The following is a 15,215-nucleotide window of genomic DNA, read 5'->3' as shown; positions in this document are numbered from 1 at the left end:
GCGGCGGTATTGTCCTGCTGATGAATGAACACTGGTTTTTTAGCCAGTATAACGTGCCCTGCAGCCGGTTGCACACCCGAAGGATAATAACTCGCCGTGATCTTTGGCGGGAAAGCCTTTACCATCCCCTTTCCAGCGGGAAAGCGCCTCACGTTTAGCGCCAGTTCAAGCTGGCGCTGCCATGATGGCAGACTGGAACCGCCGCTTTTATCGTTATGGAAAACCTGGGTATGTCACCACTGAAACTCCCCTCCCGCCGTCTGGCGTTGATCGCCGCCATCGTTTTCATCGCCGTCGCTGTCGCGCTGGCCATCTACTGGCAACGCCCGCCGCAGCAGGATTACGTTACCGCGCCGGCCCGCCTGGGCGATATCGAGAACGCCGTGCTGGCCACCGGGCGACTGGATGCCGTCGAGCGCGTTAACGTCGGTGCGCGGGTCTCCGGTGAAGTCAAATCGCTGAAGGTCAAACTGGGCGATCGCGTCACCAAAGGGCAGCCGATCGCCGACATCGACGATCTGCAACAGCGCAACGATCTGCGCAACGCCGAGGCGGCGCTGAACGTCATCAAGGCCGAATTGCAGGCCAAACAGGCGCAGTTGAAGCAGGCGGAATCGCGTTTCAAACGCCAGCGCCGCATGCTGAGCGACGAAGCCAGCTCGCGTGAAGACTTCGAGACCGCCGAGGCCACGCTGGCCACCACCCGCGCCGAACAGCTTTCGCTCAATGCGCGCCTGGTACAGGCGCAGATTGAAGTCGACAAGAAAAAAATCGATCTGGGCTATACCCGCGTGGTCGCGCCGATGGACGGCATCGTCATCGCCGTGGTGACGCAGCAGGGGCAAACGGTCAACTCCAGCCAAAGCGCGCCGACCATCGTCAAGCTGGCGCGGTTGGATATGATGACCATCAAGGCGCAGATCTCCGAAGCCGACATCACCCGCATTTCACCGGGGCAAAAGGCGTACTTCACTATTTTTTCCGATCCGGATAAACGGTACGACGCCACGCTGCGCACCATCGAGCTGGCGCCGGAATCGGTGATGAAAGACGACTCGCTCGCCGGCACCAGCTCCGCGTCCGGTTCCGGCACCTCGAACGCCTCGGTCTATTACAACGCGCTGCTGGACGTGCCCAACCCGGAGAACCGCCTGCGCATCGCCATGACCGCGCAGGTTTCCTTACTGCTCGGCGACGCGAAGAACACCCTGCTGGTGCCGATCCAGGCGGTGCATAAAACCGAAGGAAAAGTGCAGCAGGTGCAGGTGCTGACTCAGGATCAGCGGCTGGAAACGCGCGAAGTGACCACAGGCATCACCAACAACGTCGATATTCAGATCCTCAGCGGCCTGAAAGCCGGTGAAACCGTGGTGCTGTCGCAGCCCGCCGCCAAGTCGGCTGAGGATGGCATTTTCCTGTGAACGCGATCATCGAGCTAAAAGGCATCAGTCGAACCTACACCAACGGCGGTCAGACGCTGACGGTGTTGAAAGACATCGATTTGACCATCGCCGCCGGCGAGCTGGTGGCGATCATCGGCGCCTCCGGTTCCGGCAAATCGACGCTGATGAACATCATGGGCTGCCTCGACGTGCCGGATCGCGGCGACTACTACATCAGCGGCCAGAACGCCGCCCACCTGTCGCCGGACGAACTGGCCCGCCTGCGCCGCGAGCATATCGGCTTTATCTTCCAGCGTTACCACCTGATGCCCGATCTCAGCGCGCTGGGCAACGTCGAAATTCCGGCTATCTACGCCAACGCCCGGCGCGATCAGCGGCGGCGGCGAGCGGCGCAACTGCTGGCGCGGTTGGGCCTTGAGGGACGCGAAGACCACAAGCCCGGCCAGCTTTCCGGCGGCCAGCAGCAGCGCGTCAGCATCGCCCGCTCGCTGATCAACGGCGGCGAAATTATCCTGGCGGACGAACCGACCGGCGCACTGGACACCCAATCCGGCCAGGAAGTGCTGGCGATCCTGAGCGAATTGAATCAGCGCGGCCACACCGTGGTGATCGTGACCCACGATATGAACGTGGCGCAGCATGCACACCGCGTCATCGAGCTGCGAGACGGCGTGATCATCGCTGACAGCGGCCGCAAGTCGGCGTCCGGCCCATCGCTGCCGCCGCCGAACCGCAGTCGGCAAAGCGGCTGGCAAAGCCTGATTGACCGCACCCGCGAATCGCTACATATGGCGCTGAAAGCGATGAACGCCCATCGCCTGCGCACCGCGCTGACCATGACCGGCATTATCTTCGGCATCGCCGCCGTGGTGACGGTGGTGGCGCTGGGCGAAGGCGCCAAGCAGCGCACGCTGGAGAATATCAAGGGGCTCGGCACCAACGTGGTGAGCATCTATCCGGGGCGCGACTTCTTCGACGACGCCATCGACAGCATCCGCACCCTGGTGCCGGCCGACGCCGACGCGCTGGCGCAGCAAAGCTTCGTCGACAGCGTCAGCCCTGAAGTCAGCGCGTCCGACAGCATCCGTTTTCGCAGCAAATCCGCCACCGCCTCGATCATCGGCGTCGGGCGCGACTATTTCCGCGTCAACGGCATCACGCTGGTGCAAGGCGCCACCTTCCGCGACGATCGCAACGCGCTGCAGGAAGTGATCATCGACGATAACGCGCGCCAGGCGCTGTTCGGCGATTTTGGCGTCGAGCCGCTCGGCCAGATCGTATTTCTCGGCTCGGTGCCGGCGCGGGTGGTCGGCGTCGCCAAAAGCGAACGCAACTATGCGCCTAACCGCATCAGCGTCTGGATGCCCTACAGCACGGTGATGTACCGTATGGTCGGCAAGACCACGCTCAGCGGCATCACCGTGCGCCTGAAGGACGACGTCGCCAGCGAAGCCGCCGTCAGCGCCATCACGCAGTTGCTGACCCAACGCCATGGCGTCAAGGATTTCATGACGTTCAACCGCGATCAGTTCCGTAAATCGATCGAGCACACCTCGATGACGCTCAGCCTGCTGATCCTGATGGTGGCCTCGATCTCGCTGGTGATCGGCAGCCTGGGCGTGATGAACATCATGCTGGTCTCGGTAACCGAGCGCACCCACGAGATCGGCGTGCGCATGGCGGTCGGCGCGCGGCGCGGCGATATCATGCAACAGTTCATGATCGAGGCGGTGCTGGTCTGTCTGATCGGCGGCATTTTGGGCATCGCGCTGTCGTTCGCCGCCGGTTCGCTATTCACCTCGCTAGCGGGCGGCATGTTCACCGCCATCTATTCCTGGCAAGCCGCCGCGACGGCGTTTTTCTGTTCAACCTTAATCGGCATGATCTTCGGTTATCTCCCCGCCCGTAAAGCGGCAAGGATGGATCCGGTCGTTTCATTGGCCAGCGAGTAACCCATGAAAATTCTCTCTCCCCTGGCGTTAAGCCTCGCCGCCCTGCTCACCGCCGGCTGCGGCAACGCCCTGAAAAGCGACTACCGGGCGCCGCAGGTCAACTATCCTGCGGGGTGGCAATACGCCGCCGAAAACGCCGCGCCGACGCCGTTCGACTGGCGTGATTTCCACGATCCTGAGCTCGATCGCTGGCTGCAACAGGTGATGGCGAGCAACAACGATCTGGCCGTCGCCGTGCTGCGCGTCTACCGCGCGCGGCTCGAGGCGGAACGCGTCGGCATCAGCACCGCGCCTGACGTCAGCGCCTCGTTAAGCAGCGGCATCAATCGCCCGTTGTCCGAGTCCTCCGCCTGGAATAAAACCAGCGGCGCGACTCTCTCTACGAGCTATGAAGTCGATCTGTGGGGCAAACTGGCTCGCCAGCGCGACGCCGCCGAGTGGGCCAGCCAGGCTTCCGAGCAAGATCTGCGAACGGCGCGGCTGACGCTGCTGGCCGACGCCGCCACCAACTACTGGCGCATCGGTTTTCTCAATCAGCAGATCGGCGTCAGCCAGGCGAGCATCGCGTATGCCAAAACGACGCTGCGGCTGGCCAACGCCCGTTATCAGGCCGGCAGCATCTCGGCGCTGGACGTGGTGAACGCGGAACAAAACCTGTTGACGCAGGAAAGCCGGCTGTTGACGCTGCAACACGATCGTCAACAGGCGCTGAATGAACAGGCGGTGCTGCGGGGCGCGCCATCAGGCCAGGCCACTATCGCGCCCGCGCGTCTGCCGACGACGGCGATGCCGCAGATCAACACCGGCATTCCCGCCAGCGTCTTGAGCCGTCGTCCAGATCTCAACGCTCAAGAACTGCGGTTGCGCGCCGCCCTGGCCAACGTCGACGAGAAACGTCTGCAATACTATCCCGCGTTCAGCCTGACCGGTTCACTGGGCGCCAGCAGCAGCGCGCTGCTGGAATTCCTGCGCAACCCGACGGGCAGCCTCGGCGCCGGCCTGACGATGCCGTTCCTGCAATGGCGACAAATGGGCGTGGAGATCAAGATCGCCCGCAATGACTATGAACAGCTGGTGCTGGAGTTCAGGCAGGCGCTGTACAAGGCGATGGGCGATGTGAACAACGCTCTGTCGCTGCGCGCGCAACTGCTGGCGCAAGAGACACAGCTGCAGGCCTCGCTGGCGCTGGCGCGCAAATCGGAACGGCTGAACGAAGTGCGTTACCGGCAGGGCGCCGTCACCATAACCGACTGGTTAAACGCGCAGGAGCAACGCCGTCAGGCGGAACTGGCGGTGGACGAAAATCGCTTCGCGCAGTACCAGAACCTGGCGAAAATCTATCTGGAGTTCGGCGGTTCGTCGGCGCCCTAATCCAAACTGCCTGGCCAGTGGGTCAGGCGTTTTTTTAGCGGCGAACACATCAATTTTTCCGGTTTTATCTCCCGCACTCTCTATACTTGAAACATCACCAATTAGACGAAAAATCGCCAAATAGCACATTTATTAGACCATTCTCGCACCAAATCGGTGCAAATACTTAAGTTAAACTGCTGGATTTGATCGCCGCAAGATATAACGTTAAGCTATAGATGCAAAATAATTAGTCACCTAAATGACATAACCTTGGCATAAATGACGGTATTTTGTGATCCACATCCCAACTTAAATGTGGATAATGAATCGTCTTGAACCGCGATTCGATTAGCCTATTTGATAACTCGAAAACAACAGTGAACGGAGATTACGCTTTCACGAACAACGAATAATTCATTAAGGGATGATTATATGAAGTTAAGAAAAAAACGACATAAACCGATGCACATTAACGACATCACCATCATCGATGACAGCAAACTCAAGAAGGCGATCACCGCAGCGGCCCTGGGCAATGCGATGGAGTGGTTCGACTTCGGCGTATACGGCTTTGTCGCCTACGCACTTGGCCAGGTCTTCTTCCCCGGCGCCTCGCCCGGCGTACAAATGATCGCCGCGCTGGCGACCTTCTCCGTGCCCTTCCTGGTGCGTCCGCTCGGCGGCCTGTTCTTCGGCGCCATGGGCGACAAGTTCGGCCGGCAAAAAGTCCTCTCGGTCACCATTATCATCATGGCGGTCAGCACCTTCTGTATCGGCCTGATCCCGTCCTATGCGTCGATAGGCATCTGGGCTCCGATCCTGCTGCTGCTGGCCAAACTGGCGCAGGGCTTCTCCGTCGGCGGTGAATATTCCGGCGCGGCGATCTTCGTCGCCGAATACTCGCCGGACCGCAAACGCGGCTTTATGGGGAGCTGGCTGGATTTCGGCTCCATTGCCGGCTTTGTGATGGGTGCAGGCGTAGTGGTGCTGATCTCCAGCATCGTCGGCGAAGCCAACTTCCTCGACTGGGGCTGGCGCATTCCGTTCTTCATCGCCGCGCCGCTGGGCCTGATCGGTCTCTATTTGCGCCATGCGCTGGAAGAAACCCCGGCGTTCCAGCAGCACGTGGATAAGATGGAGAAAGAGGACCGCAACGCCATCGAAAATCCGCCGAAAACCTCGTTCAAAGAGATCGCGGCCAAACACTGGAAAAGTTTGCTGGTGTGCGTCGGTATCGTGATTTCCACCAACGTGACCTATTACATGCTGTTGACCTACATGCCGAGTTACCTGTCGCATAACCTGCACTACTCGGAGGATCACGGCGTTCTGATCATCATCGCCATCATGATCGGCATGCTGTTCGTGCAGCCGGTGATCGGCCTGACCAGCGACCGTATCGGCCGTAAGCCGTTCATCATCGGCGGCAGCATCGGCCTGTTGGCGCTGGCGATCCCGTGCTTCATTTTGATCAACAGCAACGTCATCGGCCTGATCTTCGTCGGTCTGCTGGTGCTGGCGGTGCTGCTCAACTCCTTCACCGGGGTGATGGCCTCGATTCTGCCGGCAATGTTCCCGACGCACATTCGCTACAGCGCGCTGGCGATTTCGTTCAACATTTCGGTACTGATCGCCGGTGCGACACCGACCGCCGCTGCCTGGCTGGTCGAAGCGACCGGCAACCTGTATATGCCGGCCTACTACCTGATGGTTGTGGCGGTGATCGGTCTTATCACCGGTCTGTACATGAAAGAGACCGCCAACAAGCCGCTGCGCGGCGCGACGCCGGCCGCTTCTGACCGTACAGAAGCGAAAGAACTGCTGCAGGAGACCTACGACAATATCGAACAGAAAGTCGAGGACATCAACGCGCAGATCGCCGAGCTGGAAAAGAAAAAGCAGATCCTGATAGACCAGCACCCCAAGCTGGACTGATCGCCGCTGAAAGACAAAAGCCACCCGTTTGGGTGGCTTTTTTACTTTGATTTCAAAAGAAATAATGTGCAGCGCATTTTTATGACAATCAGGATTGGTGGTACGCTTTGCCGCACACTCTTTATTGATGAAGAACATAATCATGAGCAAAATGGACCTTCCCATCATCATCGGCATCCTGGTGATGCTGGCCCTGTGGCTCGGCGCGCTCTTCAACATTGGCGATATCACCTGCAGCATTTCACGTCTGTTTCACTGGATTGAAAGCCAACGCGGCTAACCCGACGCCGCCGCAGGCGGTGGAAAACTTCGGCTATGATTGATAGACGTTACGCTATTTTCCGAGACTGTCGCTCGCGATAAAGAGGACTGCATCATGACCGACTATGAGTTCTACAATCAGATCCTGACCCGGCTGGCCGCCAATCACCCCGGCACGCTGGATGAAAAAACCTACGAACTGTGGAAGCAGGACGCCACCAGCCCGCACGCCTTCGCCGATCCCTTCGCCTATCTCAAAACCAAGGGGCTGATACAAGCCTACGTGATGAGCGACATCGACGAGAACAACTATGATATCGATCCGCACCAAACGCGGATCACCACCGCCGGTCTTGAGTTCATGCGCAACGGCGGGTTTAAGTAAGCAAAAAAAACCGCCGGGCGGCGGTTTTTTATCCTAAAAAGCCTGCGGACCGGTGGTTCAAGCGGGGAAAGGGCGATAAAAAATGCGCAGCACTTCGTTGTCGCCCTGGCGTAAAAAACCGCCTTCCGGCTGCCAGCGCAAATCGCGCGCCAGATTGAGATTTTCCCAACCGACCGCGCCCCCCACGCCGATGCAAAGATTTTTATTGCCCGCGGCAAATCCCGCGCCGGTGCCGATCATGGCATGCAGTAAACGGGGCGCCGCCGCGTCGCGCAGGGAAAATATACCGATAAAACATCCCTGCGGCGCGCGCAGCATATCCGCCATGGTGCGGATCTCGGTATCATCAGGGCTGACGAAATGTTTGTATTGCTTATCGAACACCGTCAGCCACAGCTGCTTGTATTTCGCCTTGCTGAGCGCGCCTGAACGATGAGCGCAAAGCACCACCGCATCCCAGCACATCTCCCCGCTCAACGAAAGGTACTCTTCCGTATCGGCTTGCGGCTTGTCAGCGTAATGCCGCGCAAACTCAGCCGCATTCAAATGCGGCGGCACAGCCTGTTTGGCAACGTCACTCTTGTAGCGCTTGAAATTCAACCAATGCATGGGAAGTATCCTCTTCACCCGCGAGATTAATGAATCTGAAGCCGTGGATGAGACGAGCCATCAAATCCAGGGCGTCGTCGGCGATGGCGGTTTCGTCATCATCCAGCCCCTGCTCCACCGACCGCTCAATCGCGTTCATCACCGCCGGAGCGCTGGTTTCTTCCCCCTGCGCCACCACGTCTAATACGGCTTTGCCGATCGCCAGACAAAGCTCATGATCAAACTCAACCTCTTTATACGGCTGCATAATCACCCCGATAAATTTTCACCCAAGAATACTAGACCACAATGGCGTATCGCGCCTGCCATCGTAGCGCAGCAAGGTATGCAGCCAAAGATAAATGCATCAGGCTCCGGGTTGATAGCCCGAAGCCCGATAAAGAGCAGGTTATTGCGGTGCTTGTTCGGCGGGGCGAATAATAAAACAAGTGGCGGTTGCTGAAGCCAGCAGCTTCCCTTCCGCCGTTTTGAGCGTGCCTTCAGCGAAAGCGACGTTCTTCGCTGCATAGACCAGACGCCCCTCGGCGATCAGATCAGTTTCCTTAGGCACAGGGCGCAACATTTTAACCTGCAGATCGACGGTGCCATAGCCAATCCCCGCGCCCAGCGTACTGTGCACCGCGCAACCGGTCACCGAGTCCAAAACCGTGGCGGCGAAACCGCCATGTACGCCCCCCAGTGGATTCAGATGGCGCCCGTCGGCCCGCGCCGCGATGCGGATATACCCCTCTTCCACCGCGACCGGTTTCATGGGCACGGTTTCAGCGATCGAGGCCGGCGGGATCTTGCCAGCCATCGCAGCCTGTAATAACGCCAGCCCGGTCATTTTTGTCGGATCCATTGCTCTCTCCTCTGGTGGCAAACCGGTTATATAGGAGAGGTCTGACCTCTTGACTTGCTTTTTCGTGCTGATGTCGTCAGCCGCCTGCTCTTCAGATTCTCTGAACGTGACCGTCATCACTCTTTAGAGCTAATAACCACAATTTTTTAGCGCCTTTAGATTTAAAACAACTTTCTACTGTAAACACCGCCGGAAACTGAACGCAGTTAAGTTCAACATTATTAAGGCGTATCTATCATGGATTTCTTTCTGCAATTAGCGGTTATATTGGCATGCCTGCTGTATGGGGCGCGTAAGGGCGGCATTGCGCTGGGGTTACTGGGCGGCATCGGTTTGATGATCCTGGTGTTTGGCTTTCACCTGCAGCCCGGCAAACCGCCGGTAGACGTGATGCTGGTGATCATCGCGGTGGTGGCGGCCTCCGCCACCCTGCAGGCTTCAGGCGGGTTGGACGTCATGCTGCAGATCGCCGAGCGGATGCTGCGGCGCAACCCGCGTTATGTCTCGATCATCGCCCCCTTCGTCACCTGCATTCTCACTATCCTGTGCGGCACCGGCCATGTGGTGTACACCATCTTGCCGATCATCTATGACGTGGCGATCAAAAACAATATCCGCCCGGAACGGCCGATGGCGGCCAGTTCGATCGGCGCGCAGATGGGCATTATCGCCAGCCCGGTGTCGGTGGCGGTGGTGTCACTGGTGGCGATGCTCAGCAGCTACACCTTCAATGGCCGCCATCTGGAATTCCTCGATCTGCTGTCTATCACCATCCCTTCGACGCTGTGCGGCATTCTGGCGATCGGCATCTTCAGCTGGTTCCGCGGCAAAGACCTGGACAAAGACCCGGAGTTCCAGAAGTTCATCTCGGTGCCGGAAAACCATCGCTACGTCTACGGCGACGCCGCTACCCTGCTGGACCGGGTATTGCCGCGCAGCAACTGGATCGCCATGTGGATTTTCCTCGCCACCATCGCCCTGGTGGCGGTGCTGGGAGCCTTTTCCGGCATGCGGCCCAGCTTCGGCGGCAAGCCACTTTCCATGGTTCTGGTGATCCAGATGTGCATGCTGATGGCCGGGGCGTTGATCGTTATCATCACCCGCACCAACCCGGCGTCTATCTCTAAAAACGAGGTATTCCGTTCCGGCATGATCGCCATCGTGGCGGTGTATGGTGTTGCCTGGATGGCGGAAACCATGTTCGGCGCGCACCTGGCGCAGATCGAGGCCACACTGGGTGTGTTGGTGAAAGAGTACCCTTGGGCCTATGCGCTGATCCTGCTGCTGGTGTCGAAATTCGTCAACTCGCAGGCCGCCGCACTGGCGGCGCTGGTGCCGGTGGCGCTGGCGATCGGGGTTAACCCTGCCTATATCGTCGCTTCGGCGCCGGCCTGTTACGGTTATTACATTCTGCCAACCTACCCCAGCGATCTGGCGGCAATCCAGTTCGATCGCTCCGGCACCACCCGCATCGGCCGCTTCGTGATCAACCACAGCTTTATTCTGCCCGGCCTGATCGGCGTCAGCGTCTCCTGCGTCTTCGGCTGGATCCTCGCTGCGGCGTTCGGTTTCTTATGAGTTGTACTTCGGAGCCCTGCGGGGCTCCCTGCAAGCAGGATGACAATCCATGGGTATAAGACATGACAAGACAGGGAGGAATGCAGGTGTAATGCGAATGACAGAAACAAAAAAACCGCCTCTCGGCGGTCTACGACATTACTACTTATTGCTTTGATTATTCGGTATTTTCGTTCCCTGGTACCCGGGGCGGGACTTGAACCCGCACAGCCATAAGCCGAGGGATTTTAAATCCCTTGTGTCTACCGATTTCACCACCCGGGCTCGGGAAAATTGGAGGCGCGTTCCGGAGTCGAACCGGACTGGACGGATTTGCAATCCGCTACATAACCGCTTTGTTAACGCGCCTTTATTCTGTTTGCCTTTTCAGGCCAAAGCCGGTGATTCACCCACTTCGTTTTGTTCTTTTTAACCGCGATCTTGAAATCGCATATCTTAATCATCTGATTCTTAAGTAATTTATTTCGTTACCGCCGAATCGATGGACTGCATTATGGACTAAACCCCCCACCTTGGCAACCCCCCGAAATAGCAAAAAGTTCTCTAACGCTTTCAACTGCTTATTTTGTGGGCGCACTGTTCACAATGCCAACGGAAAGGCAAGCGGAATGTTGATTTTATATGCATCGGCTCGAGGATTCACGGGCAAATCGGATCTTTTTTCTCGGCATGAATCGCTTACGCACCTCTCTCCGGCTTTTCACCCGCTTATAGATGATGGGATATCATGCAAAACATCATCATGGGAGACATCGCGCAATCTCCACCGCCCTGAACGGCCAACGTAACTGCAAAGCTGGAGACTGACGTCAGGTTTTCCAGCGCACGATGGGTCGGCATCAATCCCCCACAAAGCACCGGCAGACGCCCAATCAAATGTGCCTGTTTTCGCTGCTCAACGGGGCATCCTACGGCAGGAAAACGACAGGAGAGATAGGGACAATAGTCGATGCAGGAAGATGCAGACAGGTTTCGCCGGACGGCAAAGGAATAGAAAACGAAAAAGGGGCCGAAGCCCCTTTCTCTTACCTGCCGAATCGCGGGGATTCAACAGGCCAATATTTGGAGCGGGAAACGAGGCTCGAACTCGCGACCTCAACCTTGGCAAGGTTGCGCTCTACCAACTGAGCTATTCCCGCATTACCAGAACTGACTGATTTCTTTGCCATCTTTCGGCAATTCATCGTTGTCGTCTGATGCGATGCATTCTACTTACCTGACGTGATGAGTCAATAAAATTGTTGGCTCACCACGATCGTTTGCCGATTTTTGCAGCGTATCGATCACGGTTCCAGCAGATCGTTGCGTGCCGCGTTCAAATATTGGAACATCGACCAGAAAGTCAGCACCGCTGCGATATACAATAAGCCAATCGCCACATACTCTACGGAGCGATCCGGCCGCCACAGCAAGCCCACCAGTGACATCATCTGCGCCATGGTTTTCACTTTGCCTATCCACGACACCGCCACGCTGCTGCGTTTGCCAATTTCCGCCATCCACTCGCGCAGCGACGAAATGATGATTTCACGGGCGATCATGGTGGCCGCCGGCAGCGTGATCCACCAGCTGTGGTAGTGTTCCGCCACCAGCACCAGCGCCACCGCCACCATCACTTTATCCGCGACCGGATCCAAAAACGCTCCGAAGCGTGTCGTTTGTTTCCAGCGACGTGCCAGGAAGCCGTCAAACCAGTCGGTGACGGCGGCAAACACAAAGATAACGGCGCAAACCATCGGAGCCCAGTTGAACGGCAGATAAAACGCCAGCACAAAGAATGGGATCAGAACTACGCGAAACAGGGTAAGCCAAGTCGGTATATTCAATTGCATAATGCTACGGTAACTATCTGGCTAGAGTGGAAATTAAGAGTATGTTGCTACATTGCCCTCAGTGTTTCAATGCATTGTAGATCTTTTCTGCCAATGCTTGTGAAATACCCGGCACTTTTGCAATTTCCTCCACGCTGGCGTTCAACAAAGGTTGCAGTCCGCCCATATACTTCAACAGCACCTGGCGCCGTTTCGGCCCTACGCCTTCAATCAGCTCCAATGCGCTGGTATTTCTGACTTTCGCCCTTCTCTGCCGGTGACCGGTAATGGCATGATTGTGCGAATCGTCGCGGATGTGTTGGATCACATGCAGCGCCGGCGAATCCGGCGGCAGAGAAATCCCTTCACCTTCCGGGACGAAGAACAACGTTTCCAACCCTGCCTTGCGGTCGGCACCTTTGGCGATGCCGATCAGCAGCGGCTTATTCTTGTCCCAGGTAACATTCAGCGATTTGAATACGTCGATCGCCATGCCGAGCTGCCCTTTACCGCCGTCGATAAAGATGACATCCGGGATCTTTTTCTCTTCCAGCGCTTTGCCGTAACGGCGCTTCAGCACTTGCGTCATCGCCGCGTAGTCATCGCCAGGAGTGATGCCGCTGATATTGTAACGCCGATACTCCGCTCGCACGGGGCCGTTTCCGTCGAACACCACGCACGAAGCCACGGTCTGCTCACCCATGGTATGGCTGATATCGAAGCACTCCATACGGTTGATTTCCGTCAGGTTCAGCACTTTGGCCAACTCCGCCAGCCGCTGATGGATCGTCGACTGTTGCGACAGCTTGGTGGTCAACGCCGTTGCCGCGTTGGTGCGCGCCAGTTTCAGATAACGGGCGCGATCGCCGCGCGGTTTGCTTTGGATTTGGATCTTGCGCCCCGCCAACTCGGAAAGTGATTCCGCAAGCAGGTCTTTTTCCGGCAGGCTGAAATCCAGCAGGATCTCGCCGGGCAGCGTACGCGCCTGGCTGCCTTGCAGATAGAACTGGCCGACAAAGGTCTGCACCACCTCGCCCATATCCGTGCCGCCCGGCACTTTAGGGAAATAGCTGCGGCTGCCCAGCACCTTGCCCTGACGGATGAACAGCACATGCAGGCACGCCATACCGGCATCGAACGCCACGCCGATCACGTCCAGATCGTCGCTGTCGCCCGACACGAACTGCCGTTCAGTGACGCGGCGCACGGCCTGAATTTGATCGCGAATGCGCGCCGCCTCTTCGAAATTAAGCAGTTTGCTGGCTTCTTCCATACGCTCAATCAGCTGGTGCAATACCTGCTGATCTTTGCCAGAAAGAAACAGCCGCACGTAGTCCACCTGCTGCCGGTACTCTTCTTCGCTCACCAGGCCGGCAACACAAGGCCCCAGACAGCGGCCGATCTGATACTGCAGGCACGGACGCGAACGGTTGCGATACACGCTGTTTTCGCACTGGCGGATTGGGAACAGCTTCTGCAGCAGCGCCAGCGTTTCGCGCACGGCGTAAGAGTTGGGGAAAGGCCCGAAGTATTCGCCTTTGGCGTGTTTGGCGCCGCGATGCACCGCCAAACGGGGATGGGTATCCGCACTGAGAAAAATCAGCGGATAAGATTTATCGTCTCGCAAAAGAACATTATATCGCGGTTGGTACAATTTAATGTAGTTATGTTCCAACAACAGCGCTTCTGTCTCAGTATGGGTAACCGTTACGTCTATTTGCGCGATATTTTTAACCAGCGTCTCGGTTTTACGGCTGCTGACCTGCTGCCGAAAATAGCTGGCGAGACGCTTTTTCAGGTCTTTGGCTTTACCGACGTAGATCACCGTACCCGTGGCGTCGTACATACGGTAGACGCCGGGCTGGCTGGTGACGGTACTCAGGAAGGCTTTGGCATCAAAACGGTCATTCACTGCTTAACAACGTCTCCGCATTGAACAATCCATGTCGGATGGCCAGGTGAGTCAATTCGACGTCGCCGCTGATATTCAGTTTGCTGAACATGCGGTAACGGTAGCTGTTCACCGTTTTCGGGCTGAGACTCAGTTGCTCCGAGATCTCATTCACTTTTTTGCCTTTGGTGATCATCAACATGATCTGTAACTCGCGTTCAGACAAGCAGCTGAACGGCGTTTCAGCCTGCGGTTCCAACTGACTCAGGGCCATCTGCTGGGCGATATCAGACGCGATATAGCGCTGCCCGGCATGCACGGAACGCAAGGCGTTAATCACTTCCTGCGGCGCGGCGCCCTTGCTCAGGTAACCGGCGGCACCCGCCTGCATCACCTTCGCGGGCAAAGGATTTTCAGTATGGATGGTCAACATGATGACTTTGACGTCGGGTGCATAACGCACAATCTTGCGCGTGGCTTCCAGCCCGCCAATGCCCGGCATATTCATGTCCATCAGCACGATATCGACAGCGTTGCCACGGCACCATTTTACGGCGTCTTCACCGCACTGAGCCTCACCGACAACTTTTATACCTTTGATATCTTCAAGAATGCGTCGTATCCCTGCGCGCACCAGTTCGTGGTCATCAACAAGAAGAACGCTAATCAAGGAAAAATCTCCAAAAAAAGGGAGTAACGCAATCGGCCTCTGTTTTCGCCAGAGATATTACTTGTTTTTCAGACAAGAATGAACACAGATTAATACATACTTCCGAATAACTTTGCGGAGCAGAGCTGATTTTTCAATTTTAGCCGTCTATGCCGCCGATAAATCGTCACGTCGTAAAAGATCGGGCGACGAAAATAATTTCGTCGCGCTGCGTCTGACACAGGATAGCGCGACAATCATGCCGCGAGGGAGAAATCTGTGTAAGCAATCACGACATGAATAATATTAACACGGCTGTTGGCTGTTTGTAATCATTTGATATTTAAAGGCGTAACAAAATCCGCGGCTAACGCGGGTCTGGCAACCCACGGTGGAAACTATTATTCCCGGCAAACGCCGGTAAAATCGGCGCCTCCGCCCCCAATAATTATAATAACCTCGATTGTTCAACAATAACGTACCGGAAAAATACTTGTTAACCACCTCGAAATAACTTGCCGAGAGTAGATGATTCAGACAGGCAATG

General features: G+C 56.9%; 13 protein-coding genes and 3 tRNA genes. 7 read left to right on the top strand and 9 right to left on the bottom strand.

Annotated features, from left to right (window positions below):
* Positions 1-230: 230 nt before the first annotated feature.
* The 6 genes from etsA (at position 231) to J0F90_RS09045 (ending at position 7,289) form a co-directional block, all read left to right on the top strand.
* Positions 231-1,421 carry a macrolide efflux RND transporter periplasmic adaptor subunit EtsA gene (gene etsA / locus J0F90_RS09070; protein ID WP_455908683.1) on the top strand — a complete coding sequence of 397 codons (1,191 nt, stop codon included), beginning with the start codon at positions 231-233 and terminating at the stop codon, positions 1,419-1,421.
* Positions 1,418-3,355, top strand: a complete 1,938-nt coding sequence (locus J0F90_RS09065; RefSeq protein WP_033640761.1) for a MacB family efflux pump subunit — start codon at positions 1,418-1,420, stop codon at positions 3,353-3,355. Before etsA ends, J0F90_RS09065 begins: the two co-directional genes overlap by 4 nt.
* Positions 3,356-3,358: 3 nt before the next feature.
* Positions 3,359-4,726, top strand: coding sequence for a macrolide efflux RND transporter outer membrane subunit EtsC (gene etsC, locus J0F90_RS09060; RefSeq protein WP_033640762.1), 1,368 nt, complete (start codon positions 3,359-3,361; stop codon positions 4,724-4,726).
* Positions 4,727-5,140: 414 nt separating this feature from the next.
* A complete protein-coding gene (proP, locus tag J0F90_RS09055; RefSeq protein ID WP_004927916.1) occupies positions 5,141-6,643 on the top strand; it encodes a glycine betaine/L-proline transporter ProP in 1,503 nt (500 codons plus the stop codon).
* A 142-nt stretch (positions 6,644-6,785) separates the two neighbouring features.
* Positions 6,786-6,923, top strand: a complete 138-nt coding sequence (locus J0F90_RS09050) for a hypothetical protein (protein ID WP_162531493.1) — start codon at positions 6,786-6,788, stop codon at positions 6,921-6,923.
* A gap of 96 nt (positions 6,924-7,019) precedes the next feature.
* A complete protein-coding gene (locus J0F90_RS09045) occupies positions 7,020-7,289 on the top strand; it encodes a hypothetical protein (RefSeq protein ID WP_016928237.1) in 270 nt (89 codons plus the stop codon).
* A gap of 57 nt (positions 7,290-7,346) precedes the next feature.
* Here the strand turns inward: J0F90_RS09045 and J0F90_RS09040 are convergent, their stop codons facing one another.
* From J0F90_RS09040 to J0F90_RS09030, 3 genes are all read right to left on the bottom strand, one after another.
* Positions 7,347-7,898: a hypothetical protein gene (locus tag J0F90_RS09040; RefSeq protein ID WP_033640764.1), complete on the bottom strand. Its 552-nt coding sequence runs from the start codon at positions 7,896-7,898 to the stop codon at positions 7,347-7,349.
* Positions 7,864-8,145 carry a hypothetical protein gene (locus J0F90_RS09035; protein WP_016928239.1) on the bottom strand — a complete coding sequence of 94 codons (282 nt, stop codon included), beginning with the start codon at positions 8,143-8,145 and terminating at the stop codon, positions 7,864-7,866. The genes J0F90_RS09040 and J0F90_RS09035 overlap by 35 nt, the downstream gene beginning before the upstream one ends.
* A gap of 141 nt (positions 8,146-8,286) precedes the next feature.
* Positions 8,287-8,739, bottom strand: coding sequence for a PaaI family thioesterase (locus J0F90_RS09030; RefSeq protein ID WP_016928240.1), 453 nt, complete (start codon positions 8,737-8,739; stop codon positions 8,287-8,289).
* 237 nt (positions 8,740-8,976) lie between these two features.
* Here J0F90_RS09030 and J0F90_RS09025 point away from each other — a divergent pair, with 237 nt between their 5' ends.
* A complete protein-coding gene (locus tag J0F90_RS09025) occupies positions 8,977-10,317 on the top strand; it encodes an anaerobic C4-dicarboxylate transporter (RefSeq protein ID WP_033640765.1) in 1,341 nt (446 codons plus the stop codon).
* A 178-nt stretch (positions 10,318-10,495) separates the two neighbouring features.
* On the opposite strand, the gene J0F90_RS09020 is transcribed toward J0F90_RS09025, so the two are convergent.
* The 6 genes from J0F90_RS09020 to uvrY all read right to left on the bottom strand — a co-directional run bounded on the left by J0F90_RS09020 (position 10,496) and on the right by uvrY (position 14,689).
* Positions 10,496-10,581, bottom strand: a tRNA-Leu gene (locus J0F90_RS09020).
* Positions 10,582-10,591: 10 nt separating this feature from the next.
* Positions 10,592-10,665, bottom strand: a tRNA-Cys gene (locus J0F90_RS09015).
* A 715-nt stretch (positions 10,666-11,380) separates the two neighbouring features.
* Positions 11,381-11,456 (bottom strand) — tRNA-Gly (locus tag J0F90_RS09010).
* 144 nt (positions 11,457-11,600) lie between these two features.
* Positions 11,601-12,149, bottom strand: a complete 549-nt coding sequence (gene pgsA / locus J0F90_RS09005; RefSeq protein ID WP_004927937.1) for a CDP-diacylglycerol--glycerol-3-phosphate 3-phosphatidyltransferase — start codon at positions 12,147-12,149, stop codon at positions 11,601-11,603.
* A 58-nt stretch (positions 12,150-12,207) separates the two neighbouring features.
* Positions 12,208-14,040 (bottom strand): excinuclease ABC subunit UvrC, encoded by a 1,833-nt coding sequence (uvrC, locus tag J0F90_RS09000; protein WP_004927940.1) that lies wholly within the window; start codon positions 14,038-14,040, stop codon positions 12,208-12,210.
* On the bottom strand, positions 14,033-14,689 hold the full coding sequence (uvrY, locus tag J0F90_RS08995; protein ID WP_004927947.1) for a UvrY/SirA/GacA family response regulator transcription factor: 657 nt from the start codon (positions 14,687-14,689) through the stop codon (positions 14,033-14,035). Before uvrY ends, uvrC begins: the two co-directional genes overlap by 8 nt.
* Positions 14,690-15,215 lie beyond the last annotated feature (526 nt).

The sequence above is a fragment of the Serratia marcescens subsp. marcescens ATCC 13880 genome, from assembly GCF_017299535.1.
GTDB lineage: Bacteria > Pseudomonadota > Gammaproteobacteria > Enterobacterales > Enterobacteriaceae > Serratia > Serratia marcescens.
The sequence above is the reverse complement of the archived record's forward strand: the minus strand, read 5'-3'. Positions and strand labels throughout refer to the sequence as shown.